This window comes from Marinobacter sp. EN3 (assembly GCF_000475315.1).
Taxonomy (GTDB): Bacteria; Pseudomonadota; Gammaproteobacteria; order Pseudomonadales; family Oleiphilaceae; genus Marinobacter; species Marinobacter nauticus.
This window is the reverse complement of the sequence record NZ_AXCC01000011.1, coordinates 96,842-122,929: the sequence shown is the minus strand read 5'-3', so window position 1 is coordinate 122,929 and position 26,088 is coordinate 96,842. Positions and strand designations below refer to the sequence as shown.

Genomic DNA, 26,088 nt, shown 5'->3' with positions numbered 1-26,088 from the left:
CTTCAGCGGTTTACGCATTCAATCTTTAAGCCTCCCAACGGCGATCAGATCTGTCGCCACATCCATCGGAATTGGATAGCCTTTCCACCACGCCACTCACCCAGTCGAGCGGCCTTTGAGTCTGACGATCAAAAGCAGGCCATACCTACTAATCAGACATTCATCAATGCTGTCATCGATCAATTCAGACAACGTCATCTGGAGTATCACAGGTTCGTTTGAAGCGGAACAAATCGAAACCTCCGCAACTGCCGAGAGAAAGCCCATGTTTTACACCGTCGATGAAGTGAGTAGCCGTTACAAAGTCTCAACTAAAACTATATGGCGCTGGGTCAGAGAGGGGAGATTTCCCCGACCGGTCAAGGTCGGCCCGGGGACAACTCGTTGGAGGGAGGAAGACCTGCAAGCTTTTGAAGAGGGCTTGCAGTGAGTCGTCACCATTGTATGTCGCAATACAAACAACCTCGCCTAATCAAGAAGCCACGCGGAAATGGCATTTCTCCGAGCGAATCGTGCTCGATAGATTTGATCGTAGCATGATGGCAGGAATGCTATTGTTTATTTAATTCAACGATGTAGTTTTCTCCGGACCCTAAAGCGTGCCCGATTTCCGGACACTGAAATCCTGACAATTCTGCACTCCCCGACCCGACAAAATTGGATCCAAATGTCCGTTTAGAGTGCCTGGAGGGCACCGATCAAATGTCCTGTTTCCGGACATTGGTTACCTGACAAAGGTGTGCCAAACTTCGGCGCTAATTGGCTTAAAATGCTGATATATCGGGGTTTTGGAGGCTGGTGTTTTTTGCTTTAGGCATTTGATCTTTCAGACTTTTCACCGATTTAGACCGGTTGCTGCCTACCTTCGAAGGCGCACTCCGGAGGCAAAGGTCATAGGTTCGAATCCTATCGGGCGCGCCATTATTTCCAAAGGCTTGCGTGAGAACGCAGGCCTTTTTTGTTTGTCTTTGCCCAAAGTGTTTCGAGCATTTTCAAAAGCGGCGAGTCTGGCTTATTTGAACCGCACCACCAGCTCATGCAACTCAGCCGCAATTTTCTCCATCTTCTCGACACTGGAGGCCGACTGCGCTCCTTTCTCAAAGTTCACCGACGCGAGCGAGGAAATGCTCTCGACCTGCTCGTTAATCTGGTCTGAAACCTGCGCCTGTTCCTCCACAGCGGTGGCCATCTGAATCGCCATTTCTGCAATGGTATTCACTGAGTCTGCAATCTGGTTCAGGGTCTTTTCCGCATCCAGCATACGGTCCAGCCCACTGTCTGAAGCCAGATTACCCTGTTCGGCGACCTTCACCGATTCGGACGACCTTGAGAGAAGCTTGTCGATGATCCCGTGAATCTCACGGGTGGAATTCTGGGTCCGTTGGGCCAGGTTCCGGACCTCATCCGCCACCACCGCGAAGCCACGCCCGTGTTCCCCGGCTCTGGCAGCTTCAATCGCCGCGTTCAGAGCCAGCAGATTGGTCTGCTCGGCGATGTCTTCAATGATCTTCGCCACATCTGCAATCTTTTCACTCTCCGTCGCCAACTCACCGACGGAGCGACTGATGCCATGAACGGTGGTTTTCAGTTCTTCAATAGACTGCCTGGTTGAGGCGACAACCTGGCTGCCCTGTTCCGCCAATACCCTGGCCCCATCGGCTTTGTCGGCGGTTCGCTGCACGTTTTCGGAGACTTCGCCGATGGTCTGCGACATTTCATGAACTGCCGCGGCCACCTGCTCGGTCTCGGCCTGCTGTTTCCTCATGGTGTCCTGGGCCTGAGAGGAGTATTCCAGACCTCTGACTGCGGCAGTCTTTACACCGGCGGCAGAATCTTCAATTCGGGTCAATACGGCGTCAAGGTGGGCTTGTTGCGCTCTGACCGCCACCTTGATGCGCCCTAACTGCAGGTCATCATCGGTGTAGCTTCGCGCTGCCAGGTTGTCTGTAAAGGTATTACCCATCATATCGGTAACCGACTGAATCAACCGGTGCCTAGCTATATTCATCCAGATCGCATAGGCGAGCACACCCACCGACAGCAAAAGCTCCGACAACACTTGTTGGCCTGAGAGAAATAATCCTCCGGCTGCCATCAACAATCCAAAAAGGCACCAGGTGCTCGGCGCCACCCGCTGCCAGAACGGGATCCCGGTTTTCCCTTCCCGAATCGACTTGTAGAGTTTCTCAGCCCTGGCCACATCCTCCCGGCCCGGGCAAGAGCGAACGGATTCATAACCGACAACCTCGCCATTTGCGGTCACCGGTGTGACGTAAGCGCTGACCCAATAGAAGTCGCCGTTCTTGCAGCGGTTTTTCACCAGGCCCATCCACGGTCGGCCGGCCTTGAGGTGAGACCACATGTTCTCATAGGCTTTCGGAGGCATATCCGGATGACGAACGATATTGTGCGGTTGACCAATCAACTCATCCCGGGAAAAACCGCTGACCGCCACGAAAGCGTCGTTACAGTGCAAGATCTTTCCCCGCAGATCCGTTGAGGAAATCAGTTTTTGCGATTCCGGAAACGTTCTTTCGTTCCCGGTTATGGGTAGATTCTTTCGCACGAGGTTCGTCCTTTTCAGCCTGGCCGGTTGTTGTCGGTGGGGCGGCGATTATCGCTGTCCCGTTGCCCAGTACCAGTTTGTTTTGTAACGAACAGCCACAAGCCCCCAGAGGGCGTTGAGCGTTAACGCCAAATCACAAATAAGAAAGAATTTGTTTGTGATTCAGACTAACAAGCAAATCCAGAGGCCTCTCTCAGGCGCTCCATACCTTTTGATCGTGGTGTGGTTTCAAAGAAAAGGATATTCAGGGAGGTGGCAATATCAGGCAGCCTGCGAGAACAATCCCTTTCCTCACAGGTTAAAGAATAGACGATTTCGGAATTTCTGCGCGACAGCAGCAAAAAATATGTAGCCACTCGCACCAAAAAAGCAGTTTGGCCGCAGAGCGTCGCAGTTCGACCTTAAAATCAGGCTACGCGGAAACCCTTGGCCACCAGATACACCTCCCGGGACCTGGCCCGGGACGAATCCGGCTTGCGAATCACCACCTTATCGAAGGACTCGCGCACGGTTTTCACATACTCATCATAGCCTTCACCATGGAACACCTTGGCAACAAAACTGCCTTTGGGTTTGAGCACCTGGCAGGCCATATCCAGGGCCAGTTCCACCAGATACATGGAGGCTGCCTGGTCTGCGGCGTTTACGCCACTGATGTTGGGGGCCATATCCGAGATCACGACGTCAGCACGGGCCCCGTCCAGTATCGCCATGATCTGGTCGAAGACCTCCTGTTCGGTGAAGTCGCCCTGGATGAATTCAACGCCGGCAATCGGATCCATCGGCAAAATGTCAGACGCCACCACACGGCCCTTGTGGCCCACCAGTTTCGCCGCCACCTGGGACCAGCCGCCCGGGGCCGAACCCAGATCGACGACCAGGTCCGTGGGTTTAATCAGCCGATCCTTGTTGTTGATTTCCAGCAGTTTGTAACTGGCACGGGAACGATAGCCATCCTGTTGCGCCTGTTTTACAAAGGGGTCGTTTACGTGCTCTTCGAGCCACCGGTTACTGCTTTTCGAGCGTGCCATCGCCTGCCTTCTGTTCACTGCGGGAAAACCGGCATTGTACGCCGGCGTCAGTGACGCCGCAAAAACCAGCCACTTCCTGACAAGCCAGCCAAGCCCCCGTACAATAGCGCCTGATCACATGCCTCATTAAAACCATCATCGCCCGGCCCCGGCCGTGCCAGGCACCATGGAAAGCAGACCGTGAAACTGGACGACATCAAAAAGCTGGATCAAAAGAAATACCGCCAGTCGTTCGGACAGTTTCTGGTGGAAGGCGAGCATCTGGTACTGGAGCTGGAAAAAGCGGCGAAGCAGGTGCCCCACTGGCGCAACGCCCAACTGTATGTGACCGGCGCCTACGAGCACTGGCCCAGCCTCTGGCCCAAGCACGTCATCAGTGACCGGCAGATGGCCCAGCTTTCCGATACCAGAACGCCTCAGGGCATCCTGGCGGTGGTGCCACTGCCACCGGCTGCCCGCGGAGAAAACGCCTCCCGGGAAAAAGCGCTTTACCTTCACGAGGTGCAGGATCCCGGCAATCTGGGCACCATCCTGCGCACGCTGGCCTGGTTCGGTGGCTTCCGGTGCCTCCTTAGCCCCGGCAGCGTGGATCCGTTCAATCCGAAAGTGGTGCGCGCCAGCATGGGCGCCATATTCCATGTACCGCTGGAGACCGAGGTTGCCCTGGACACGCTGGGGCAGCGATACGCCCGCATCGCCTGCCTGGACATCGGCGGCGATTCTATCACCAAGCCCGAATTCCAGGCCCAGGACTGCTACCTGTTTGGCAATGAGGCCCGCGGCGTGCCAAAGCAAGCCCTGACTGAACTTAGTGCCCACGCCTACACCATCCCAGGTGCGGCCGCTATCGAGTCGCTGAACCTGGCCTCCGCGGTCAATATGGCGGTTTATGAGCTGAACCGCGCCTGAGTCCCCCGGATTAATTCCGGCCTTTACTTGCCAGTCGCTGAACCGGTTAACTATGGTTGAACGTAATCCTGTAGGACATCATTCACTGGAAGGATCGGTTCAGCCATGGAGTTCTCCAACCCGACTGCAATTCTCGAACGCCAACATGCCATCGGTTTAACCCGCACGCCCAATCTGGCCGAGGGAACCCCGGACACCAAGCGCCAGGAAATCGCGCGCTATTTCACAGACACCTTCGACACCTACACGCGCCTGTTCGATTGCCTGGCTGATGACTCCGGCTATTACCAGAAATCTATCCCGCTCCGGCATCCGCTCATTTTCTACCTTGGCCACACCGCCACCTTCTTTGTGAACAAACTGGTACTGGCCAAGATCCTGAAAGAACGCATCAACCCCAACATGGAATCCATCTTCGCGGTGGGTGTGGATGAAATGAGCTGGGACGACCTGAACGACGATCACTACGACTGGCCCGCTGTCCAGGAAGTACTGGACTACCGGGCACAGGTGCGCCAGACCGTGCTGGAGTTGATCGAAACCATGCCGCTGTCGCTGCCGATTGACTGGGACAGTGACTGGTGGCCCATCGTGATGGGCATCGAACATGAGCGAATTCACCTTGAGACGTCCTCGGTGCTCATCCGCCAGCACGCGTTGGAACGCGTTCAACCGCAACCGGAATGGGCGCCCATCCGGGAAACCGGCGAGGCACCGGAAAACGAGTTGCTCACCGTTCCCGCTGGCAAAGTACACATCGGTAAGCCCTACGACGATGCCTTTTACGGCTGGGACAATGAGTACGGCGAGCACCAGGCCGACGTCGCCGAGTTCAAGGCCAGCCAGTACCTGGTAAGCAATCAGGAGTTCCTGGAATTTGTCGAGGCCGGCGGCTATCAGCAGGACGAATACTGGAGCGAGGAGGGCCTGGCCTGGCGAACCTTTGCCGAAGCCAAACACCCCACGTTCTGGCGCTGGCAAAATGGCTGGCAGCTGCGCCTGATGACTGAAGAGGTGGAGATGCCCTGGGACTGGCCGGTCGAGGTCAACTATCACGAGGCCAAGGCGTTCTGTGAGTGGAAACGTGAGCAAACCGGCAAACCCATCCGCCTGCCCACGGAAGACGAGTGGTATCGCCTCTGTGACGAAGCCGGCGTCCGGGAAGTGGGTGAATCCCCGGCCAACGCCAACCTCCACCTGGACCATGGTGCCTCGTCGTGTCCGGTAACGCGCTTTCGCCACGGCCAGTGGTTCGATGTGGTTGGCAACGTCTGGCAGTGGACCGAAACGCCCACCTATCCGTTCGACAACTTCAAGGTGCATCCACTGTACGACGACTTCACCACACCCACGTTCGACGGCCAGCACAATCTGATCAAAGGCGGCTCCTGGATTTCCTGTGGCAACGAAGCAAGGCTGGCCTCCCGTTATGCCTTCCGTCGGCATTTCTTCCAGCATGCAGGCTTCCGCTACATCACCTCCGAGGCCCAGGCTGTTCAACCCAACGCCTACTACGAGAGCGACCGGCTACTCACTGAATACGCCGAGTTCCATTACGGCGACCGTTGGTTTGGCGTCGCCAATTTCCCGAAAACCATGGCGGAACTGGCCCTGGACGCTATGGCCGGCAAAAAGACCGGGAAAGCGCTGGATCTGGGCTGTGCCTGTGGCCGGGCAAGTTTTGAGCTGGCACGCCAGTTTGACGAGGTTGAAGGTGTCGATTTCTCCGCCAACTTCATACGTCTGGGGGTGGAGATGGCCGAGCAGGGCGCCATCCGGTATTCACTGACCGAAGAAGGCGAACTGGTCAGCTACCACACCCGCACCCTGAAAGAACTGGATCTCGAAGATACCGCCGCCAAGGTGGCGTTCTATCAGGGCGATGCCTGCAACCTGAAGCCCCAGTATTCCGGTTATGACCTGGTATTGGCCGCCAATCTGATCGACCGCCTGTACCGGCCACGTCGTTTCCTGGAGGGTATCCACGAGCGCATTAATGAAGGCGGTCTGCTGATTATTGCCTCCCCCTACACCTGGCTTGAAGAACACACCCCGAAAGAGGAATGGCTCGGCGGTTTCAAGAAGGATGGCGAAAATCACCGAACGCTAGACGGCATTCGAGAGTGCCTTGGAGAGCACTTCCGGATGGTGGGCGAGCCCCGGAAAGTGCCCTTCGTGATTCGCGAGACCGAGCACAAGTTCCAGCACACGCTGTCTGAAGTGACCGTGTGGGAACGCAAACCCGCCAGGAGCTGAGTGTGATGCCGGCGTTACCAGCTTCTGATCACGGGGCTGGTAACGCCGCCAAGGCCGACAGGCCACGCTCGCAACCACCCAGATACCCGCCACCAAACAGGTTGTAGTGGTTGAGGTTGAGGTAGTGGTACAGGTTATAGATTTCTCGCTTGGTGGCGTAGACCTCAGTGCGCGGGTATACGCGATCGTAGGCACGATAGAATGCCGCGCCGAAACCGCCAAACATCTCGGTCATGGCAAGGTCCGCCTCCACAACCTCCGGAATACGGAGTGCTTCAACTCCTGCCTGCTGCAACCCGTCCCGAAGAGATTCCAGACCCTCAGCTTCGCAAATCAGCGCATCGGCATAGCCCGTGGTATTGGTTTTAACGTGCATATTGACTCCTGATTAGCGCGGGTATGGATCTGTTTGCGCCATAAAACCGTAGCAGGGTTCTGCTAAGATACTTTGCATCCTACCCTCACGGAGTCCATTCCCAGTGCCCATCCGAGCTCTTTTTGCCCGCATTAGCCTCTTACTCGTGCTAGCCCCCGCTTCCGCCAATGCGGAACAGTTCAACCTTGCCTGGGACAACGATCTATTCACTGGCAGCGACCGGGGCTACACCAATGGCGTGCGCCTGTCTTACCTTACCAACACAGCCGAAGACTCCGGCGGAGGCTCAGCCCGACTTGCAAGGACGGGCAGAGATAGTCTGTCATTTCTGCCCGGCGTCGGCGACGCCGACAACAACCATGCAATGAGTGTCAGTCTGCGTCAACTCATGGTGACACCGGCAGACATTAGCCAGGAAGAGCCTCAATTCAATGATATCCCCTACGCCGGTCATCTCTCCCTGAGCAGCACCCTCTGGAGCTGGAGTGCTGACAGTATTACGGGGTACGGCGCTCACATTGGCGTGGTTGGTCCTGAAAGCGGCGCCGAAGCCAGCCAGAAATGGGTACACAAAATCACCGGGAGCGAACGCCCCAAAGGATGGGACAACCAGCTAGGGACCGACGTGGTTGGCGGATTTCAGGCGGCCCACGGGCGCAAACTGTTGCAAGCGGGGCAACGCGGCGACCTTGAACAACAGTTTTCAGCGGTAGGCTCCGGCCTGCTGTCCAGTTTTCGAACCTCCGCGACCGTTGGCGTGATCTGGCGGATGGGCAGAAACCTTCCGGCCAATTTTATACCGGATTACGCCGGCAGCTCCTCTGCCATCGCGCTACCCGGATCTTTCAGTGGCGCGAAAAGCGCCTGGTCAGTATTCATAGGCCTGGGGGCGGAATACATTGCCTATTCCTATCTGGAGGACAATTCCGGGCCCTACCGGTTCAGTGAAGGCTCCCTGCTCGGCCAGATAGGCCTGGGCGGCACCTGGCAGTGGGACAACCTGCAAGCGGCGCTGATTTTGCGGGCCACGACGGGGGAAGAACAGCGTAACCAGGATAACTTCAGCTTTGGCACGCTGTCTTTTAGCTGGGTGTTATGAGGAAGCGCCCCTGTCGGGGCGCTTTTGTCAGTACCAGAAATCAGATTCTGGTCAGGCGCAGGTAAGGACGCAATTCGTTCCAGCCCTGCGGGAACATGTCCTTGGCCTTCTCGTTGGAGATGGACGGCGGAATGATCACCTCGCCACCTTTTTTCCAGTCCGCCGGCAATGCACAGCTATTGGCATCGGCCGTCTGCAGCGCATCGATGGCACGCAGGATCTCGTCGAAGTTACGGCCCACCGCCATCGGGTAGGTCATGGTCAGACGTACTTTCTTGTCCGGATCGATAATGAACACACTGCGCACAGCGGCGGTTTCGCTCTCACCCGGATGGATCATTTCATACAGCTCAGCGATCTTGTGGTCCTCATCGGCAACGATCGGGAACTGCAGATCACAGCTCTGAGTGTCGTTTACATCATCAATCCACTTCAGATGTTCTTCGACTGAGTCAGTCGACAAACCGAGAGGCTTCACATTGCGGGCAGCAAACTCCTGCGCCAGCTGTGCCGTGCGGCCCATTTCTGTGGTGCATACCGGGGTGAAGTCAGCCGGATGGCTGAAGAAGAACACCCAGGAATCGCCGGCCCACTCGTGAAAGCTCATGGGGCCTTTGGTGGTGTCTACGTTGAAATCAGGGGCAATTTGTCCAAGACGAATCGTCATTTCATTTCTCCTGTCGGGGTTTCCACGTTTGTGGCATTGGTTAACAAAGCTTCAATGGGTTGGGTTTCATGGCCTGCGTCATGGGCCGCTTTGAGCAACATTGGGATATTGCATTGCGGGTTCCGGGCCCGGGACTGGGCCCACATGTGCACCGCCCGACGGCCTGTGCGGCAGAATCCGAGAATGGGCGCAGGGGCCGCATCAAGTGCCTGTGCAAAGGCATCCACATCCTGTTCGGTGTATTCACCGGAGGCGACCGGCACGCAGAACCACTGCAGGCCCTGGCTGGCGGCTGCTTCCCGGAAAGCTTCTTCACCCTCGTAGCCGTCCTCGCCCGCTCGGCGATTACAGATCACGGTTCGGAAGCCCTGGCGGCGAATGTCCTCAAAGTCCTCAGGAGCGACCGCATCTGCCACGGCGAATCCTGGTTCCAGAAAATGAATCTTCATCGTTAATCTCCAGCTCAGAAGCCGTTTACCGGGACTTTCAGGTAAACCTGCCCGTTGTCTTCCGCCGGCGGCATGGCCCCGGCACGCATGTTCACCTGCACCGACGGTACGATCAGCCTCGGCATGGCGAGCGTGGCATCGCGCTCGGTTCGCATCCGCACAAATTCGGATTCGTTCATGCCCTCGCGAACATGGATGTTACGTTCGCGCTGTTCGGCTACCGTGGTTTCATGCTGGTATTCATCCCGCCCCGGCGCCTTGTAGTCATGGCACAGGAAGATCCGCGTCTCGCCGGGCAGAGCCAGTACCTTCTGCACAGACTGGTACAGGGTCTGGGCGTCACCGCCGGGGAAATCGCAGCGGGCGGTACCGGAATCCGGCGCGAACAGGGTGTCGCCAACAAAGGCCGCATCACCGATAACGTAGGTCAGGCATGCCGGCGTGTGACCAGGCGTGTGAAGGACCTGCCCCTCCAGGTTGCCAACCCGGAAGGTGTCGCCCTCCTCAAACAACTGGTCAAACTGGCTACCGTCCCGGGCAAATTCGGTGCCGGCGTTGAAGGCTTTTCCGAAGATTTCCTGAACATCCACAATCTTCGCGCCTATGCCGGTCTTGCCACCCAGGTGTTCGTGCAGGTAGGGCGCAGCGGAGAGGTGGTCGGCATGCACATGGGTTTCGAGAATCCACTCCACCTGAAGATTGTTGTCCCGAATAAACGAGATGATCTGATCGGCTGAACGCACGTCGATCCTGCCGGCGGCGTAATCAAAATCCAGTACCGAGTCGATGATGGCACAGGCCTGGCTGTCAGGATCCTGAACGACGTAGCTGAAGGTGTTGGTCGCTTCGTCGAAGAAGTGAGTGACTGATGGCGTTTGCATCGTCGTGTCCTCCTCGGGCATGGGTATCGTTAACTCACACCGTCAGTAGACCATACTTTTAGATATAACCATATACTCATAACGCATATTAAATTTGATATGGGCGATAGCTCCTGTAAATCACATATCAAAAGCTTTAATTAATTCGCTATGGATGAAGGGCGGAGGACTGAATCACAGGAGGGGGCGCCCTGTCCGGGCGCCGTTTTTCTGAACGTTGTTTCAGTGATGCTCGCGGACGGCAGGGCTGGCCAGCCACTCCCGACCTTTGAGCATACCGTGCCAGTATAAGGTGGGCAGCTGCTTGGCCTTGAGCCACCAGGCAGCGCGGGTGGCTTTGGTGCCATCGTTCACCCACTGCGGGAAACTGGGCTGAAGCACACCGTTATAGCCAAATTCGGCCAGCACGATGCGGCCGTTCTCTACCGTCAACGGGCAAGAACCGTACCCGAGGTAAGCCGCAGGCAGGGGCTGATTCCGTAAACTTGCAATGAGGTTTTCCGCCACGACCGGCGCCTGCTTTCGAACGGCTGCGGCGGTTTTGGCATTACCGGTGCCGCTCACGTCACCAAGTCCGAATATATTGGCAAAGGTTTTGTGTTGGAGCGTATCGTCCGCCAGATTCAACCAGCCACCGTCATTGGCCAGAACGGACTCGCGGATGAAACCGGGCGCCCGCTGGGGCGGCACCACGTGCAACATATCGAAACCCAGTTCCCGATCCTGGCTGTTACCTTCAGCGTCCGTAAGCCGGAACGTGGCTTTCCGGGCGGGGCCGTTAACAGCTACCAGATTGCTCTGAAAGTTGACCTGAATACCGTATTTATCGATGTATTCCTGAAGTGCCGGGACATAAGCCGGCACACCGAACAGAACCGCTCCGGCATTATGAAACTGAATATCGAGCTGGCCGAGAATCCCGTTTCTGCGCCAGTGATCGGAAGACAGATACATGGCTTTCTGCGGCGCGCCGGCACATTTGATGGGCATGGGCGGCTGGCTGAACAGGGCCCTTCCCTTTTTCAGGGCCTGTACCGTTTGCCAGGTGTATTGCGCCATGCCCTGACGGTAGTTGGAGGTCACACCATTGCATCCGAGCGCCGATTCCAGGCCATCAATGGCAGACCAGTTCAGCTCCAGCCCCGGCGCAAGCACCAGTGCCTGATAGGAAATACTCGAACCGTCCGCCAGCCTTACCTGATTCTGCTCCGGCATCACGCCCGAAACCGCTTGCCGATACCAGGAGACAAAGCTCGGCATCACCTGTGACATGGGCCGGGAGGTAACCTCCGGCTGAAAAACACCGCCACCGACCATGGTCCAGCCTGGTTGATAGTGATGGGTCGTGGATGGTTCCAGGATCGCGATATCCAGACGGCGGTCCCGTTTGTGCAGGCTGGACGCCACCGAGATACCGGCAGCGCCGCCACCGACGATAACAATGGTGTGGTGCCTGTCTGCCCCCGCCGGTTCTGTTCTGCTGTTCATGCCTCTACCCTCTTGTGTTTGTTCGCACGGCATTTCATCTTGATGTATATCAAATCCTAACACCATTTAAGATATATCGTTATATCGATATGAAATATAGCGATGCACAAGGTCCTTCGCGGTTCATAGCGCTCAAGGCGGGAATATAGAGCGGTGGGAGTGGCCTTTACACGGCCGGGATGGCTGTCGGGCCGGGGGCGGTCAGGCAAACGAGAGGCGTTTACCTGACTGCGGCTCAGTGACTGTCCAGATCCTCATAACCGGTAATCATCGGTTTGATATAACTGGTCAGGGTTTTACCCATGGTGGCCATATAAACGTGGGCAATCACAAACACCAGCATGGCGAACGCGGCACCGGTGTGAACCAGCGCGACCGTTTCCAGCTGCAGCGCGCCGGCCAGCGTTGCGGGCCAGTCATTATAGAACAGATACAACAGACCAGAAGCCCAGATAATCGGTGAAATTATCAGTTTGAAGAACAGGTAGGCCAGACGCTGCAGCGGGTTGTGCTTGGCCCTTGAGGTCTTTTTGTAGGGATGGGCGGCGCCGGTAAAAGTACCCACCAGATAATAATGCATAACCGCAAACAGGCCATCCCGGGTAGGAATATACTGGCGCCACTCGCCGGTGGTGAAATGCCAGAAAATGGCAAATATCCACAGCACAATCAGTGCCCAGGCGGCCAGCGTATGCACCTGCACGGCGGTACTGAAGCGCATGACGTCGTAGCTGCCATGAATGGCAAAGCCGGTGAACAGCAAGACAAAAATCAGCAGCGCCTGAGTCCAGTGCCAGAAGCGCTCAAAACGTTTGAACATCAGTACCCGGCTCATTGGTCTTTCCTCCCACTGAACACGACCCTTGCCATGGCGTGCACCAGAACACCAAACAGGGTGGCTGCCACCAGCAACCAGCCAATCCGGTCCAGCCAGACACTACCGTTGTGGCCTGGCATATAAATACCACCCAGCCCCGCCAGCCGGCTTTCAGCCTTGTGGCAACTGCCGCACTTCACCGCCTGTTCAGCGGGTGCCACCATGTGGGTGATCGGCCAGTGCATGGTGGTTTCGATAAAGCTGAACTCACCACTGTAGGGCATGCCAGACAGATCACTGGCGGCTTGCAGGGCTTTCTCCCAACTGAAATTGCTCCACAAAGAGGTATCATCGGCACCGAACACATGGGTGGCCAGCAAGGTCTGTCTCTCGGTATCAAACGGCTGCTTTCCACGCATCACCTTGAACGGCCAGATGCGGGATTCACCATTATCAGGGCTGCCTTCCACCCGGTTAATGGCCACCGGCGGATTCTCGATATCCAGCGGATCCCCGGCCAGGGTATATTTCACTGTGCCATCAAACCAGGCGTACTCCGGCACCACATTCTCGCCATGGCGGAAATCCCCTTTTTCACTGAGGTAGCTCGGGTGGCCATGGTCGTCCAGCTGTTTTATTGGCTGTCCGTTTTCATCCAGCCGACCGGCGGTGGACCAGTCCCACCAGGTCTTGGTGGGCACCCCGCCCCGGGCAAAAGCCGGGATGTGGCAGGTCTGGCAGGCGAGTTTGTCTACGTGGTCGTTCAGTTTTGGCTTGTCGTGGGGCGCAAGGCCATGGCAGGACTCGCAACTGGCCCGGGAGAAATCCGTATGGCCCGGCACATCGATGCCCAGAGTATCCCGGGCATTGGCCTGGTACCGGCTGCCGGATACCGCATGGCCCATGGTGGTGTGGCAGTCGGAACAGCCGAAATTCAGGCCGTCCGGCGACATATGCACATCCAGCGATTTCGGTGGGTTGATCAGGGACGTATCCAGATCGCCATGTTTCACGCCGTCGGCACCGCCTCCATGGAAGTGGCAGCTACCGCAATTCGCCCGGCCACTGGCGCCCACATTCCGGGCAATGCGCTCCAGGTCCGGCGGCTGAACCATTTTGCCGCTGCCCTTGGGCCATTCCCGGGGAATATAGGTGGGGTGGCCCGCCAGCGTCGGGAATTTCCAATATTCCCCCGTGGTGTCGTGGCAAACCAGGCAATCCACCGCATTCTCGGCCTGCGGCGGTGGCTCACGCATATCGTTCCAGCCGTAACCCACATGGCACGACGTACACCGGGGCTCGTTGGTAATGGTCATCCCGCAAAAGCTGTTGATGACCTTGCTTTTGCCCAGGGTCTGCCCGGTTTCGTCATGCTCGTAGAGCCAGGTCCAGTGAGTGGTCCGGCGAATCTGTTCACCGGCCTGGGTATGGCAGGTCAGGCAGGCCGCCGTCACCTCTTCCGCCCGTTCAAAGGGGCCCTGTAATGCCTTGAACTTGCTGTGATCTGCCGTGGTGGTCGATTTCCCGTTTACAGGCGCTATCGAGGCGGACCCATTCGCGGCAAATACCAGGCTGGCAACGAGCACCAACCATTTGAGCGAAAAAAGCATTCGCAGGGCTCTCTTGTTGTTCATATCGGCACCATCCACTCAGATGAGCATCTGAATTGAGTCTAGTTACACAGAGCGGGATTTCCCGGCGACGTGTAAAAGCATTGAGCAAAATCAATCTATCGCTCTGTGGCGTGCAGAACAGTGACATTGTCACTGAAGCCTCAATAGCCCTGGTTCTACGATTGGCATGTAAACCATCAAAACTCAGGAGTTACCCCATGACGAATGCCATCAAGACCTTTGCACTGGCGCTGTTGTTCGCGGCCCCACTGACTGCAACGGCGGAGAATCAAAAAGCGAAAGACGGCAATAGAGGAAACACCGTGGAAGAGGTTCTGGTGATTCTCTCCAGCGACTCCCTGCAAACCCAGGGTATGGCGATGGTGCTGTCCAACACTATGGCCCAGAAGGGTGCCAAGGTGAATGTGCTGCTTTGCGACGAAGCCGGCGACCTGGCTCTGAAAGCCTATAAAGCCGAGCCCCTGGCGCCGAAAAACGTCACTCCGGGGCAGATGTTGCGCGGGCTTATGAAAGCCGGTGGTGCGGTGAATGTTTGTGCGCTGTATCTACCCAACAGCGAGTACAGCAAAGACGATCTGCTTGACGGTGTCGGCGTTGCGACCCCGCCGGCCATGGCCGGCCAGATGCTGGATCGCAAGATGCGCACCTTCACTTTCTGAGGCCGGACATAGTTCCGGTGTTTTTCATGCGCCAGCCTCTATCGGGCTGGCGCTTTTGGTTACAAGCAAACAACGAGGTATCCGATGGCGCATAGCGACGTTTCACGGCTACAGAACTTCCCGGTTTCCTGGTTTGCCACAGTCATGGGGCTTGCCGGTTTGACCATTGCCCTGCACCGGGCAGAGGCGATACTCGGGTGGAGCATTCACCCAAGCCCTGCACTTCTGGCATTGACCGTGGCCGTGTTCGCCACGCTGGCCGGCCTCTACCTGTTAAAACTGGCCAGACACCCCGCCAGTGTCAAAGCTGAACTGAGCCATCCGGTCAAACTCAACTTTTTTCCGACCATTTCGATTGGCCTGATACTGATCAGCATTGCCCTTCTGCCTCATTATCCGGGCTTATCACAGATTGTCTGGACCGCCGGCACTGTGCTGCATTTCGGCTTCACGCTGTATGTGCTGTCGATCTGGATCCATCACACCCATTTCGAGATTAACCATATGAACCCGGCCTGGTTCATCCCGATTGTGGGCAACATCCTGGTACCCGTCGCCGGAGTGCATCACGCGTCGGTGGAAATTTCCTGGTTCTTTTTCAGCATCGGGCTGCTGTTCTGGCTGGTGCTGCTGACCATTATTTTTAATCGAATGTTCTTCCATCAACCGCTACCGGGAAAGCTGCTGCCTACACTGTTTATCCTGATAGCACCACCCGGCGTCGGAATGGTGTCCTGGTTACAGCTGAACGGAGAAGAAGTGGACGCCTTCGCCCGGATTCTCTACTACAGCGCACTGTTCCTTACCCTGATGCTGTTTACCCAGACATCCCGATTCATCAAAGTCCCGTTCGCCCTGTCTTGGTGGGCCTATTCATTCCCCATGGCAGCAATCACCATTGCCACACTGTTGATGCATCAAAGCCTGGGGCTGGTCTTCCTGAAATGGTTGGGGCTGATCTTGCTGATAGTGCTTTGCCTGCTGATTACCGGGCTGGTGATCAGAACCGCAGTTGCGGTGCGGCGGCGGGAAATCTGCGTGGAGGAGTGAAACCGGGCAGTGACGCCCGCCCGACACAGGCGGGCGTCGTTGTCATCACGGACGATAGATTTTCTCGGGGTTGGCCTTGGTCGACCAGGGCAGGCCGGAATTCTGCCAGCCGTTTTGCACACGGAATCCTTTCTTTTCGCCTTCCTTCACAGTACTGCCCTGGAAGCCGTTGTCGATGTACTTCACGTTGGTAAAGCCACGTTCCAGGAGGTAATCAGCACTGGGCTTGCCGCGGGCGGAACCGGAGCGGCACATGGTGATGATCAGGGAATCCCGCGTCAGTCCCTTTTCCTTCAGCGCGGCATCAACCTGGGCAACAAAATCCTCGTTGATGTCCATGGCGAAGACACCTTTCTCATCGTTCCAGCGCGAACGATCCACCAGCTGGAACGGAATGTTTCGGTCCACAGCATCGGTAAAGCCGATGAACATGATTTCCACCGGATCCCGGACATCAATGAACAGCAGATTGTCACCTTGCTCCTGAACCATTTCCCAGGTCTCTTCCGGGGTAACGGACAGAGCCTCCTCCGCTTGTGCTGTAGCCGCAAGGCCCAACACCAACAACACAGACACAAGTATCGATTTCATGCCTTGCACTCCTGCTTTTCTGACTAGAATGTCATTTTAGAATAACGATATAACCAGTCAATTGACAGGAACTTGCCCGTCGAGTTCACGCGGCCAATTGCCGCAGCGGCAGTGCTGGCCGTCGTCGCAAACCCAAAATTGATAGACATCAATTATCAGCCCGACTCTTTCCGATTCCCCGTGCGAATTCTGAACGTTTTGTTAAGTTTGAATCAGAGAGAGACCAAGCCGTTCTCATAAGGAGAAAGCGACATGATCAAGCATCCACTGGCAAAAGCACTCACCCTGAGCCTGGGCGTGGCAGCAGGTTCCGCCATGGCGGACAACCTGATGGAACGGGCCAACAGCATGTTCGAGCCCATTCCAAAATACCCACCGGTGATTGATGGCAATGAACTCACCCAGGCCAAGGTGGATCTGGGCAAGATGTTGTTCTTTGAACCGCGCCTGTCTTCCAGCCACCTGATCAGCTGCAACACCTGCCACAACGTCGGGCTGGGCGGTGATGACGAGCTGCCTACCTCTATCGGCCATGGCTGGCAGAAGGGTCCCCGGAACTCGCCGACGGTGTTCAACGCCGTGTTTAACGCAGCCCAGTTCTGGGATGGCCGTGCCGCCGACCTGGCCGAACAGGCCAAAGGGCCGGTACAGGCGGGTGTCGAGATGAGCAGTACGCCGGACCGGGTGGTGGCTACCCTGAAGAGTATGCCGGAGTATATCGAGCGCTTTGAGGACGCATTCCCGGGCCAGGAAAATCCGGTCACCTTCGACAATATGGCTGTTGCCATTGAAGCCTATGAAGCAACACTGATCACCCCGGAAGCACCTTTCGACAAATATCTGCGCGGAGACACCTCAGCGCTGAACGAGAGTGAGAAAGAAGGTCTGGCGCTGTTCATGGACCGCGGCTGTACCGCCTGCCACAGTGGTGTGAACCTCGGCGGTCAGAGCTACCATCCATTCGGGCTGGTTGCCAAGCCGGGTGCCGAGATCCTGCCAGAGGGCGATAAAGGCCGCTTCTCTGTCACCGAAACCGCGTCTGACGAGTATGTGTTCCGCGCCTCTCCGCTGCGTAACATCGAGCTGACCGCGCCCTATTTCCACTCTGGCGCCGTCTGGAGCCTGGAAGAAGCCGTTGCGGTGATGGGTACGGCCCAGCTGGGTACCGAGTTGAACGACGATGAAGTGAAATCCATCGTCGCGTTCCTCAAGACGCTGACCGGCAATGTTCCGGAAGTAACTTATCCGGTACTGCCACCAAGCACCGCCAATACGCCCAAGCCGGTGGACATGATCCCGTAAGTCACGGGCTCTGCATTCACCCTCGAAGGCGCGCTTTCCCGGCGCGCCTTTTTTGTTGAGGTTGGTCATACTATCCGGACAACTACCCACCTTTGTCCGCTTGTGCGGTTGCTGATGAGCAAGCTATCGTCTGTTTTCTTTCTTAAAGACAGGCTAGAGGCTATGAATCCGACCATTGAACTTCTGAAATCCCACCGCTCTATCCGCAAGTTCAAGGACCAGCAGATCCCACGGGAGTTGTTCGAAGAGCTGATTCGTGCCGGCCAGAGTGCCGCCACCTCCAATCACGTTCAGGCCTACTCCATCATCCATGTGGTCAACCCGGAGAACCGCCGTAAGATCGCCGAACTGGCCGGCGGCCAACCCTATGTCGCCAACAGTTCCGACTTCCTGGTGTTCTGTGCCGATATGAAACGGGCGATGGAAGCCGCAGAGCGGGCCGGTGCCGAGGTGACACGAGGTATGACCGAGCAACTGCTGGTTGCCACCATCGACACCGCCCTGATGGCACAGAATGTCGCCATTGCCTCGGAATCCGAGGGTCTGGGACTGTGTTACATCGGCGGTATTCGTAACAACCCGCAGGACGTGAGCGAGATTCTGAAACTGCCGGAACATGTCTACCCGGTATTTGGCATGTGCCTCGGCTACCCCGATCAGAACCCGGAAGTTAAGCCCCGGCTGCCACTTTCCGCGATTCTGAAAGAAGACGCCTACACCGATGCCGATGACACCGCACTGGTGACCCGTTTCGACCAGACCATGAATCAGTATTACCAGGCCAGAAGCAGCAGCAACAAGGACACCACCTGGTCCGAACAGCTGAAGCCGCTGTTTACCTCAAAACTGCGCCCGCACATAAAAGCTTTCCTCAACGGTCGCGGCTTCGGCACCAAATAGATCGATTTTTTCGATGCATTTGCCTCAGTAAATACGATTCTTGCGGCAACCACCTTAGACTAAAGTATGCCCCCTTTGTTCGTTTGCTACTGAAAGGGGCATACTCATGGCGGGCTTTAATACCGATATTCTTCTGATTGGCGGCGGCGTTATGAGCGTCACGCTGGCCTCTCTGATTCAGCAACTGGACAGCTCCCGGTCGATCACCCTGGTCGAACAGGGACAACAGCTGGCCGGCGAAAGCTCGGACGCCTGGAACAACGCCGGCACCGGTCACGCCGGTTATTGCGAACTCAACTACACCCCCGCCAACCCCGATGGCAGCGTTTCCGTAGAGCGGGCGCTCGCCATCAACGAGCGCTTCGAGCTCTCACTTCAGTACTGGAGCAGCCTGGTTGAGAAGAGGCTCTTGCCTGCACCGGCCAACTTCATTCGCCGGGTGCCACATCTGAGCTGGGTTCAGGGCGCCAAGGCCTGTGATTTTCTGAAAACCCGCCACAGAGCCCTCGAGGGCCAACCGCTGTTTCAGGAGATTGAGTTCAGCGATCAGCCAGACACCCTCGCTCGCTGGCTCCCGCTGATCCACGGTACCCGGCAAGCCTTTGAACCGGTCGCAGCTACCCGCGTCGCCCACGGCAGTGACGTCAATTTTGGCGCACTGACGCGCCTGCTGGGGCGCTCCCTGGCCCAGCACAACGCCTGTGATATTCAGCTCCAGTGCCAGGTAACCGATATCAAGCGCGAAGCCGGCGGCTGGCGCGTGGGCCTGCATCACCTGGGCAGCGGCGAGAAACGCAGCATTACCAGCCGTTTTCTGTTCATTGGCGCGGGCGGGGCCGCCCTGTCTCTGCTGCAGAAGACCGGTATTCCGGAGATTCGCGGCTACGGGGGGTTCCCGGTATCCGGCCTGTGGCTGGCCTGCGATAACGAAGACATGGCCCTGTCACACAACGCCAAGGTTTACAGCCAGGCACCGGTTGGCGCGCCACCCATGTCGGTACCGCACCTGGACACCCGCTTTATCAATGGCAAGGCGGCCCTGCTCTTTGGTCCCTTCGCCGGCTTTACCACCCGCTTCCTCAAAAGCGGCGATCGCTCGGACCTGATCCGCTCAGTTCGCAGCCACAACCTGCGGCCGCTGATCGACGTTGGTATGCACAACTGGCCGCTGACCCGATATCTGATCAAAGAAGCCCTCAGCCCCAAATCGGCCCGCCTCGGCGAACTGGCGCGCTTTATTGAGGACCCGGACCCGGCTCAGTGGCAACTGGTGCGGGCCGGGCAGCGTGTGCAGGTTATCAAGCCAACGGCCTCGGGCCGGGGCAGTCTGGAATTCGGCACCGAGGTTTTGAGCACTGAGGACCGATCCCTGGCAGCCCTGCTGGGCGCTTCACCGGGCGCCTCCACCTGCGTCTCCGCAATGCTGGAGGTTATAGAACGTTGTTTCCCGGAGCTGATTCAGGGCCAACCGCTGCAAACCCTGCAATCGCTGATCCCGAGCTACGGTCAATCGCTTCAGGCCAACCGCCAACTGCTGGCCGATGTCCGCCGCTACACCCTTCACACCCTGGGACTGAACACCGGGGCAGAACAAACTCAAACTGAACGGAGCCTGTACGCATGATGATAGGGATTCCCAGAGAACGACAAGACGGTGAAAACCGTGTGGCCATTATCCCATCCGGAGTTTCCACCCTGCTGGAGGCCGGCTACGAGGTGGTGGTCGAGAGTGGCGCTGGCAGTGCCGCCCATTTCACCGATGACGACTATCGCCACGCCGGGGCCATCATCGCCGACGATGCCGACGCCCTGTATCGTCAGGCAACAGTCATCCTCAAAGTTCGGGCGCCCTCATCAGAGGAAGCGCGACTGATTCAGCAAGACGCCACCCTGATCTGCCTGCTCGATCCCTGGTTCAACCAGCCGCTGCTGGAACAGCTGGCCGGGCAAAACGTGCAGGCATTTGCCCTGGACCTGGTGCCCAGAACCACCCGCGCCCAGTCCATGGACGTGTTGAGTGCCATGGCGGGCATCAGCGGGTACCGCGCCGTCCTCAGCGGCGCCATGGCCCTGCCCCGTTACTTCCCCATGCTGATGACCGCCGCCGGCACCATTCATCCGGCCCGGGTACTGGTCATTGGCGCCGGTGTTGCAGGTCTGATGGCCATTGCCACCGCCCGCCGTCTGGGCGCAGTGGTCGAGGCCTACGATCTTCGCCCTGAGGTGAAAGAGCAGGTGGAGAGCCTGGGCGCCGATTTCATTGAAATCGAAGTGCCTGAATCCGATACCACCGGAGACAGCGGTTATGCCAAGGCGCAGAGCGAGGCGTTCTACACCGCCCAACGACAGCAACTGGCAGACTGCGTCGCCCGCGCCGACCTGGTGATCACCACGGCGGCGGTGCCCGGAAAACCGGCTCCCAAACTGATTGACCAGGAAATGATCCACCGCATGAAGAGCGGCTCGGTGATCGTGGATCTGGCGGCGGACAAAGGCGGCAACGTGGACGGCACCGTTCTGAACCAGAAGGTGGACGTAGACGGCGTTACCCTGGTGGGCCATGCCAACCACCCCTCCCGCGTACCGGTGCATGCCTCCCAGCTGCTCACTCGCAACATTACCGCCTTTCTGCTCAACATGACCGAAGACGGTCGTGTGGTACCCAAGCTGGACGACGAGATTGTTGCAGCAACCCTGGTGGTCCAGCACGGCAGTGTCCGGCACAACACCGAGACACGAGAAAACCCGGAAACCTCAACCCAGAAGGACACGGACTGATGGAACTGTTTGCACTCAGCTTCACCATTTTCATTCTGGCGCTGTTCGTCGGGGTGGAACTGATCAACAAGGTTCCGCCCACGCTTCATACCCCGTTGATGAGCGGCACCAATGCCATCTCCGGCATCGTGATTGTCGGCGCCATCATCAGCGCGGGTAGCACAGAGCTGTCGCCTAATGTCGCCGGCGTGCTGGGCTTTATCGCTGTCACCCTGGCCAGCATCAATATCGTGGCCGGTTTTCTGGTGACGGATCGCATGCTGAATATGTTCAAGCGGAAGGGATAACCATGTTTGCATTGATCAATCTGTCTTACCTTGCAGCTGCCGTCTGCTTCATTCTCGGCATCAAGGGCATGACCCGCCCGAAAACGGCCGTACGTGGCAACCAGCTGGCCGCCATCGGGATGCTGATTGCGGTCGTCGCCGCCCTGTTGCACCAGGAAATCATCAGCTACGCGGCCATCATCGCCGGCATGCTGCTGGGCGGCGCGATCGGCGTCTGGCTCGCAAAACGGACCGCAACCACGGAAATGCCGGAACTGGTGGCGAGCCTGAACGGTATCGGCGGGGGCGCCTCCGTTGCAGTGGCCGCCAGTACCTGGATGCACGCGGTTAATGCCACCGGTGCCGGCAGTGGCGGCTGGACCGCCGCGATTCTGGCCTCCATCGTCATCGGCTCGGTCACTCTGACCGGGTCGGTGGTAGCCGTTCTGAAACTCAAGGGGAATATTGGCGACAGCCGGAACAATCGCCTGTGGCACAGTGTCACGCTGGTTACGCTGATTGCCGCCGTGGCCGGAGCGGTGCTGTTTGCCACCAGCGGCAGCACCAGCCCGCTGGCCCTCGCGGCCCTCGTAGGGCTCTGCCTGCTGCTTGGCATTGGTCTGGTCCAGCCTATCGGTGGTGCCGACATGCCGGTCGTCGTCGCCCTGCTTAACGCCTATTCCGGCCTGGCGGGCGCGGCCACCGGATTCGTGCTGGGCAACCAGGGGTTGATCATTACCGGTTCCCTGGTGGGTGCTTCCGGGCTGATTCTGACCGCCATCATGTGCAAGGCCATGAACCGGTCCCTGCCCAACGTTCTGTTTGGCGGTGTACTGGGCGGATCAGACAGTACGGCGAGCCAGCAGGATGAAGGGGAGTTCTACGATGGCAAGGTGAAATACGCCACCCCTGACGACCTGGCCCTGTTGCTGGATGGTGCCCGCAAGGTGGTCATGGTGCCCGGATACGGCCTGGCGGTGGCTCAGGCCCAGCATGCGGTGAAAGAACTCGCCAACCAGCTTGAAGGCCGTGGTGCCAAGGTCAGTTACGCGATTCATCCGGTGGCAGGCCGGATGCCAGGGCACATGAACGTGCTGCTGGCCGAAGCTGAAATCCCTTATGACCAGTTGAAAGACATGGACGCCATTAACCCGGAACTGCCGCAAGCGGATGTGGCCATCGTGCTCGGCGCCAACGACGTGGTAAACCCGGCCGCCGCCGAAGACCCGAACTCGCCCATTTTTGGCATGCCGATCCTCGATGTGCACAAGGCGAAAACCGTGGTGGTGGTCAAGCGCAGCCTGTCCGCTGGCTTCGCCGGCATTCCCAACGGTCTGTTCATTCGCGACAACAGCCTGATGGTGAAGGGCGACGCCAAGGAAGTCCTGCAAGCCACCACCAGCGCGATCAAGGAACTCTGATCAGCCGTCCTCAAGGATGAGGACCACCAGCTCCTTGGGGCCATGGGCCCCATAAGCAAGCACCTGCTCGATGTCCGCCGTCTTGGACGGACCAGATACCAGCAACAGGTTCGTGGGCAGACCCGCGGACCAGTTGTGCTTCTGCATCATCCCATACAGGTTGTCTTCCACCTCACTGGCCTTGAGCAACGCGATATGCAACGGTGGCAGAAGACTCATCAGCCGCGGCTCGTGACGATCCGGCCACAGTACCAGTGAACCGGTGGCAGCAATCCCGCCCACCGTGCCCGTCACGCTGGCATCCACCTGCCAGAACAGCTCCTCCTTCCATTCCTCAATGGGACGGTCATAGACCAACAGCTCCGGTCTGGGCTCCGCACGCTGCCAGTGCTCCGCCAGCTGCTTGCCGTGCTCGGTACCCGGGGCATAAAGCACATTCTTCAGGCCGCGGCTCTCCAGCAATTCCTGAACCTTTGAGGGCCACTCCTCGGTCGTCAGCTGGTGGATTTCGGTGTGCACCCCTTCCATCAGAGAACGCAGGCGAGTAATCCGGTCCTCCGGCGCATACTGCCAGGGGCGGGTTACCAGACCCTCATCGAAATCGTCCGGCCGGGGCGTGGTGCCGGCCAGACCGGCACGGAGCTTGTTGAGAATATTGCTGCGGGCACTCATCACCGGTCTCCCTGATTCAAATGGGCTTTGGCCAGATCATGCAAAGACCGCCGGGCCGGTACCGGCGCCGAGTGGTTCTCGGTCCAGGGGCCGACGTTTTTCGGTGCAAGTTTGCCAAAACGGGTCGCGCCCCACAGGAACAGGCGGTAAAACACCGGCGACGTATTCAGCCTGGCCCAGAAGCGCCAGATTGCCCGCTCCTTGCGGGAATACTTGGCGCCGCCATCTTTCACTTTCGGCTGCTCCGCGGGGCTTTTCACATTTTCCTGACGCAAGCGCTGCAGCATTTCCGGGATCGGAATCTTCACCGGACACACCTCACCACAGGCGCCACACAATGAAGACGCGCTGGGGTGGTCCGGTACCTTGTGCAACCCGACCATGTGCGGCGTAATAATCTTGCCGATCGGCCCCGGATAAACCTCACCGTAGGTGTGGCCACCCACACGGGTATAGACCGGGCAGTGGTTCATGCACGCACCGCAGCGGATACAGTTTAATGTCTGGCGCAGCTGGGCATCGGCGAAAGCACCACTGCGGCCATTGTCCAGCAGAACCAGATGTACTTCTTCCGGACCATCCAGCTCATCCGCCTTGCGCGGGCCGGAAATCATGTTCACGTAAGTAGTGATCGGCTGACCCAACGCGGAACGGGTCAGCAGCGACAACAGGGGCACCACGTCCCGCAGGTGCTCTACCACTTTTTCGATGCCGGTGACGGCAATGTGCACTGGCGGCGCCGTGGTGCTCATGCGGCCATTGCCTTCGTTTTCCACCAGCAGCAAGGTACCGGTTTCGGCAATGGCGAAGTTGACGCCGGAGACCCCGACATCCGCTTCAAGGAATTTCTGGCGCAGGGTGCGGCGACCAATCTGGATCAGTTCGTTCACATCCTCGGTCTCATCCACGCCCAGTTTGTCGTGGAACAGTCTGGAGACCTGAAAGCGGTTCTTGTGAATCGCCGGCATGATGATGTGGGAGGGCTTTTCACCATCCAGTTGGACGATATACTCGCCCATGTCCGACTCCAGGCACTCGATGTGGCGTTCGGCCAGGTAGTCGTTCATTTCCATTTCTTCGCTGACCATGGATTTACCCTTCACCACCTGAGAACCCTGCTTCGCCTCAATGATGGAGTGCACAATCCGGTTGGCCTCTTCGGTAGTCTCCGCCCAGTGGACCTTGACACCGTTGGCGGTCAGCCTGGTTTCCAGTTGTTCAAGCAAATCCGGCAACCGGGACAGCGCCCGGGCCTTGATGTGGTTGCCGAGTTCCCGCAGGCCCTCACGCTCTTCCTCGTCCGGAAAGGCATCGGCCCGCTTCTTCATCAGCGAATCCATGGCGACGCGGAAGTTGGTGCGCAGCTGGTCGTCGGCCAGGGCGCCCACCGCGCGGCCACGGAAGCTGTCGGTGAGTTCTTTTACCGGTATACGCTGGCTCATGATTTCACCTCTCCACTCACCCGCTCCCAAAGAAAGCTGGCCAGATGCCGGCCCCGGAACGTCTGTTTCTGTTTTTCCAGGGAGCCGTTGATGTTGAGCAGGCAGCCGCCATCAGCGGTTACCATTTCCGCTGCACCGGATTCCCGCAACGAACGGGTTTTGTCCAGCACCATAGCCCCGGACACTTCCGGCATGCGCACGGAGAAGGTGCCACCAAAGCCGCAGCATTCGCTTTCATGATCGTGGTCCAGCCGCTCGACATTCGCCAGCTTGCCCAACAACTCCCGCGCGTGCACGTGGGTGTTCATTTCCCTGCGGGCGGAACAGGAGGTGTGCAAGGCAATCTGTGTGGGCTGGCCGAGATCCTGCCAGTCCACCTTGCATACATGCAGCAGAAACTCGGTCAGCTCAAACGTGCGTTCAGCCAGATCTTCCACACGTTTAAGGGTATCGGGTTCTTCTGCAAAGACTTCCCGGTAATGCTGTCGGAACATACCGGCACAGGATCCGGACGGCACCACCACCGGCAAGCCGTTGTCGAGTAAATTGAGCTGTGCCCGCGCCACCTCCCGGGCCTCGTTCACGTAGCCGGAGGTCCAGGCCGGCTGACCGCAGCAGGATTGTTCGTGTGGAAAATGCACGCGAATGCCTTCCCGTTCCAGCAGGCGGATAGCATCCAGCCCGGCCTCGGGAAAGAACAAATCCACCACGCAGGTGCCGAACAAAGTGACCTCGGCCGGCTTGGCCGGATACGTTCGTGGCCTGGGGCGCTCTGGAGCCACGCGGGTGGCATTGGGGGCGGCGTCGTAAAACAGCTCACTCATCAGTCATTGC

The 26,088-nt window shown here is 58.0% G+C and carries 25 protein-coding genes; 12 read left to right on the top strand and 13 right to left on the bottom strand.

From position 1 onward, the window contains the following. Positions 1-166 precede the first annotated feature (166 nt). The gene (locus tag Q675_RS38560) at positions 167-430 is read left to right on the top strand and encodes a helix-turn-helix transcriptional regulator (protein ID WP_023008981.1); all 264 of its coding nucleotides are present in this window, start codon (positions 167-169) and stop codon (positions 428-430) included. Between the two features lie 582 nt (positions 431-1,012). Here the strand turns inward: Q675_RS38560 and Q675_RS23960 are convergent. Further along, entirely contained in the window at positions 1,013-2,566 is a 1,554-nt protein-coding gene (locus Q675_RS23960) for a methyl-accepting chemotaxis protein (RefSeq protein ID WP_023010731.1), read from the bottom strand. Between the two features lie 407 nt (positions 2,567-2,973). Continuing rightward, entirely contained in the window at positions 2,974-3,597 is a 624-nt protein-coding gene (gene rlmE, locus Q675_RS23955) for a 23S rRNA (uridine(2552)-2'-O)-methyltransferase RlmE (protein WP_011783941.1), read from the bottom strand. Between the two features lie 180 nt (positions 3,598-3,777). Between rlmE and Q675_RS23950 the strand changes: the two genes are divergently transcribed. Together Q675_RS23950 and ovoA are read left to right on the top strand one after the other, a co-directional pair. After that, on the top strand, positions 3,778-4,506 hold the full coding sequence (locus tag Q675_RS23950; protein WP_023010730.1) for a TrmH family RNA methyltransferase: 729 nt from the start codon (positions 3,778-3,780) through the stop codon (positions 4,504-4,506). A gap of 105 nt (positions 4,507-4,611) precedes the next feature. Then, positions 4,612-6,762 carry a 5-histidylcysteine sulfoxide synthase gene (gene ovoA / locus Q675_RS23945; protein WP_023010729.1) on the top strand — a complete coding sequence of 717 codons (2,151 nt, stop codon included), beginning with the start codon at positions 4,612-4,614 and terminating at the stop codon, positions 6,760-6,762. Between the two features lie 28 nt (positions 6,763-6,790). Here the strand turns inward: ovoA and Q675_RS23940 are convergent, their stop codons facing one another. Then, on the bottom strand, positions 6,791-7,138 hold the full coding sequence (locus Q675_RS23940; protein ID WP_023010728.1) for a fructosamine kinase family protein: 348 nt from the start codon (positions 7,136-7,138) through the stop codon (positions 6,791-6,793). Between the two features lie 103 nt (positions 7,139-7,241). Between Q675_RS23940 and Q675_RS23935 the strand changes: the two genes are divergently transcribed. Further along, positions 7,242-8,237: a lipid A deacylase LpxR family protein gene (locus Q675_RS23935; RefSeq protein WP_023010727.1), complete on the top strand. Its 996-nt coding sequence runs from the start codon at positions 7,242-7,244 to the stop codon at positions 8,235-8,237. Positions 8,238-8,277: 40 nt separating this feature from the next. Here the strand turns inward: Q675_RS23935 and Q675_RS23930 are convergent, their stop codons facing one another. From Q675_RS23930 to Q675_RS23905, 6 genes are all read right to left on the bottom strand, one after another. Then, positions 8,278-8,904 (bottom strand): peroxiredoxin, encoded by a 627-nt coding sequence (locus tag Q675_RS23930; RefSeq protein ID WP_011783934.1) that lies wholly within the window; start codon positions 8,902-8,904, stop codon positions 8,278-8,280. Beyond that, positions 8,901-9,353: a TIGR01244 family sulfur transferase gene (locus Q675_RS23925; protein WP_022993326.1), complete on the bottom strand. Its 453-nt coding sequence runs from the start codon at positions 9,351-9,353 to the stop codon at positions 8,901-8,903. The genes Q675_RS23930 and Q675_RS23925 overlap by 4 nt, the downstream gene beginning before the upstream one ends. A 14-nt stretch (positions 9,354-9,367) precedes the next feature. After that, on the bottom strand, positions 9,368-10,234 hold the full coding sequence (locus tag Q675_RS23920) for an MBL fold metallo-hydrolase (RefSeq protein WP_011783932.1): 867 nt from the start codon (positions 10,232-10,234) through the stop codon (positions 9,368-9,370). Between the two features lie 222 nt (positions 10,235-10,456). Next, entirely contained in the window at positions 10,457-11,722 is a 1,266-nt protein-coding gene (locus Q675_RS23915; protein ID WP_023010726.1) for an FAD/NAD(P)-binding oxidoreductase, read from the bottom strand. Between the two features lie 235 nt (positions 11,723-11,957). Continuing rightward, a complete protein-coding gene (locus tag Q675_RS23910; RefSeq protein ID WP_011783930.1) occupies positions 11,958-12,557 on the bottom strand; it encodes a cytochrome b/b6 domain-containing protein in 600 nt (199 codons plus the stop codon). Continuing rightward, positions 12,554-14,173, bottom strand: coding sequence for a tetrathionate reductase family octaheme c-type cytochrome (locus Q675_RS23905; protein WP_031211093.1), 1,620 nt, complete (start codon positions 14,171-14,173; stop codon positions 12,554-12,556). Before Q675_RS23905 ends, Q675_RS23910 begins: the two co-directional genes overlap by 4 nt. Before the next feature lie 197 nt (positions 14,174-14,370). On the opposite strand from Q675_RS23905, the gene Q675_RS23900 reads away from it, so the two are divergent. Both Q675_RS23900 and Q675_RS23895 read left to right on the top strand, forming a co-directional pair. Then, positions 14,371-14,832: a DsrE family protein gene (locus tag Q675_RS23900; RefSeq protein ID WP_011783928.1), complete on the top strand. Its 462-nt coding sequence runs from the start codon at positions 14,371-14,373 to the stop codon at positions 14,830-14,832. A gap of 84 nt (positions 14,833-14,916) precedes the next feature. Next, the gene (locus tag Q675_RS23895; protein ID WP_011783927.1) at positions 14,917-15,882 is read left to right on the top strand and encodes an SLAC1 anion channel family protein; all 966 of its coding nucleotides are present in this window, start codon (positions 14,917-14,919) and stop codon (positions 15,880-15,882) included. 45 nt (positions 15,883-15,927) lie between these two features. On the opposite strand, the gene Q675_RS23890 is transcribed toward Q675_RS23895, so the two are convergent. After that, positions 15,928-16,473, bottom strand: a complete 546-nt coding sequence (locus Q675_RS23890) for a rhodanese-like domain-containing protein (RefSeq protein WP_023010724.1) — start codon at positions 16,471-16,473, stop codon at positions 15,928-15,930. 252 nt (positions 16,474-16,725) lie between these two features. On the opposite strand from Q675_RS23890, the gene Q675_RS23885 reads away from it, so the two are divergent. From Q675_RS23885 to Q675_RS23860, 6 genes are all read left to right on the top strand, one after another. Further along, on the top strand, positions 16,726-17,775 hold the full coding sequence (locus Q675_RS23885) for a cytochrome-c peroxidase (protein WP_023010723.1): 1,050 nt from the start codon (positions 16,726-16,728) through the stop codon (positions 17,773-17,775). 162 nt (positions 17,776-17,937) lie between these two features. After that, positions 17,938-18,675: an oxygen-insensitive NADPH nitroreductase gene (nfsA, locus tag Q675_RS23880; protein ID WP_022993334.1), complete on the top strand. Its 738-nt coding sequence runs from the start codon at positions 17,938-17,940 to the stop codon at positions 18,673-18,675. A gap of 106 nt (positions 18,676-18,781) precedes the next feature. Continuing rightward, on the top strand, positions 18,782-20,299 hold the full coding sequence (mqo, locus tag Q675_RS23875; RefSeq protein ID WP_023010722.1) for a malate dehydrogenase (quinone): 1,518 nt from the start codon (positions 18,782-18,784) through the stop codon (positions 20,297-20,299). After that, positions 20,296-21,453, top strand: a complete 1,158-nt coding sequence (locus tag Q675_RS23870; RefSeq protein WP_023010721.1) for a Re/Si-specific NAD(P)(+) transhydrogenase subunit alpha — start codon at positions 20,296-20,298, stop codon at positions 21,451-21,453. Before mqo ends, Q675_RS23870 begins: the two co-directional genes overlap by 4 nt. After that, on the top strand, positions 21,453-21,740 hold the full coding sequence (locus Q675_RS23865) for an NAD(P) transhydrogenase subunit alpha (RefSeq protein ID WP_011783921.1): 288 nt from the start codon (positions 21,453-21,455) through the stop codon (positions 21,738-21,740). Before Q675_RS23870 ends, Q675_RS23865 begins: the two co-directional genes overlap by 1 nt. Positions 21,741-21,742: 2 nt before the next feature. Continuing rightward, positions 21,743-23,140: an NAD(P)(+) transhydrogenase (Re/Si-specific) subunit beta gene (locus Q675_RS23860; RefSeq protein WP_023010720.1), complete on the top strand. Its 1,398-nt coding sequence runs from the start codon at positions 21,743-21,745 to the stop codon at positions 23,138-23,140. On the opposite strand, the gene Q675_RS23855 is transcribed toward Q675_RS23860, so the two are convergent. Genes Q675_RS23855 through Q675_RS23845 form a run of 3 tightly spaced genes read right to left on the bottom strand, consistent with a single transcriptional unit; the run spans position 23,141 to position 26,078 of the window. Beyond that, positions 23,141-23,812 carry a LutC/YkgG family protein gene (locus Q675_RS23855; RefSeq protein WP_023010719.1) on the bottom strand — a complete coding sequence of 224 codons (672 nt, stop codon included), beginning with the start codon at positions 23,810-23,812 and terminating at the stop codon, positions 23,141-23,143. It abuts the gene before it with no gap. Beyond that, entirely contained in the window at positions 23,812-25,254 is a 1,443-nt protein-coding gene (locus Q675_RS23850) for a LutB/LldF family L-lactate oxidation iron-sulfur protein (RefSeq protein WP_023010718.1), read from the bottom strand. Before Q675_RS23850 ends, Q675_RS23855 begins: the two co-directional genes overlap by 1 nt. Continuing rightward, on the bottom strand, positions 25,251-26,078 hold the full coding sequence (locus tag Q675_RS23845; RefSeq protein WP_023010717.1) for a (Fe-S)-binding protein: 828 nt from the start codon (positions 26,076-26,078) through the stop codon (positions 25,251-25,253). The genes Q675_RS23850 and Q675_RS23845 overlap by 4 nt, the downstream gene beginning before the upstream one ends. Positions 26,079-26,088 lie beyond the last annotated feature (10 nt).

Bases quoted from the DNA above. Each gene is read 5' to 3' on its own strand.
- Q675_RS23895 (WP_011783927.1), top strand. From the start codon at position 14,917: ATGGCGCATAGCGACGTTTCACGGCTACAGAACTTCCCGGTTTCCTGG.
- Q675_RS23860 (WP_023010720.1), top strand. From the start codon at position 21,743: ATGTTTGCATTGATCAATCTGTCTTACCTTGCAGCTGCCGTCTGCTTC.
- Q675_RS23885 (WP_023010723.1), top strand. From the start codon at position 16,726: ATGATCAAGCATCCACTGGCAAAAGCACTCACCCTGAGCCTGGGCGTG.
- Q675_RS23925 (WP_022993326.1), bottom strand. From the start codon at position 9,353: ATGAAGATTCATTTTCTGGAACCAGGATTCGCCGTGGCAGATGCGGTC.
- Q675_RS23920 (WP_011783932.1), bottom strand. From the start codon at position 10,234: ATGCAAACGCCATCAGTCACTCACTTCTTCGACGAAGCGACCAACACC.
- Q675_RS23940 (WP_023010728.1), bottom strand. From the start codon at position 7,138: ATGCACGTTAAAACCAATACCACGGGCTATGCCGATGCGCTGATTTGC.
- Q675_RS23905 (WP_031211093.1), bottom strand. From the start codon at position 14,173: ATGAACAACAAGAGAGCCCTGCGAATGCTTTTTTCGCTCAAATGGTTG.
- ovoA (WP_023010729.1), top strand. From the start codon at position 4,612: ATGGAGTTCTCCAACCCGACTGCAATTCTCGAACGCCAACATGCCATC.
- Q675_RS23865 (WP_011783921.1), top strand. From the start codon at position 21,453: ATGGAACTGTTTGCACTCAGCTTCACCATTTTCATTCTGGCGCTGTTC.
- Q675_RS38560 (WP_023008981.1), top strand. From the start codon at position 167: ATGCTGTCATCGATCAATTCAGACAACGTCATCTGGAGTATCACAGGT.
- Q675_RS23910 (WP_011783930.1), bottom strand. From the start codon at position 12,557: ATGAGCCGGGTACTGATGTTCAAACGTTTTGAGCGCTTCTGGCACTGG.
- Q675_RS23850 (WP_023010718.1), bottom strand. From the start codon at position 25,254: ATGAGCCAGCGTATACCGGTAAAAGAACTCACCGACAGCTTCCGTGGC.
- Q675_RS23870 (WP_023010721.1), top strand. From the start codon at position 20,296: ATGATGATAGGGATTCCCAGAGAACGACAAGACGGTGAAAACCGTGTG.
- Q675_RS23930 (WP_011783934.1), bottom strand. From the start codon at position 8,904: ATGACGATTCGTCTTGGACAAATTGCCCCTGATTTCAACGTAGACACC.
- rlmE (WP_011783941.1), bottom strand. From the start codon at position 3,597: ATGGCACGCTCGAAAAGCAGTAACCGGTGGCTCGAAGAGCACGTAAAC.
- Q675_RS23845 (WP_023010717.1), bottom strand. From the start codon at position 26,078: ATGAGTGAGCTGTTTTACGACGCCGCCCCCAATGCCACCCGCGTGGCT.
- Q675_RS23855 (WP_023010719.1), bottom strand. From the start codon at position 23,812: ATGAGTGCCCGCAGCAATATTCTCAACAAGCTCCGTGCCGGTCTGGCC.
- Q675_RS23900 (WP_011783928.1), top strand. From the start codon at position 14,371: ATGACGAATGCCATCAAGACCTTTGCACTGGCGCTGTTGTTCGCGGCC.
- Q675_RS23890 (WP_023010724.1), bottom strand. From the start codon at position 16,473: ATGAAATCGATACTTGTGTCTGTGTTGTTGGTGTTGGGCCTTGCGGCT.
- mqo (WP_023010722.1), top strand. From the start codon at position 18,782: ATGGCGGGCTTTAATACCGATATTCTTCTGATTGGCGGCGGCGTTATG.
- Q675_RS23915 (WP_023010726.1), bottom strand. From the start codon at position 11,722: ATGAACAGCAGAACAGAACCGGCGGGGGCAGACAGGCACCACACCATT.
- nfsA (WP_022993334.1), top strand. From the start codon at position 17,938: ATGAATCCGACCATTGAACTTCTGAAATCCCACCGCTCTATCCGCAAG.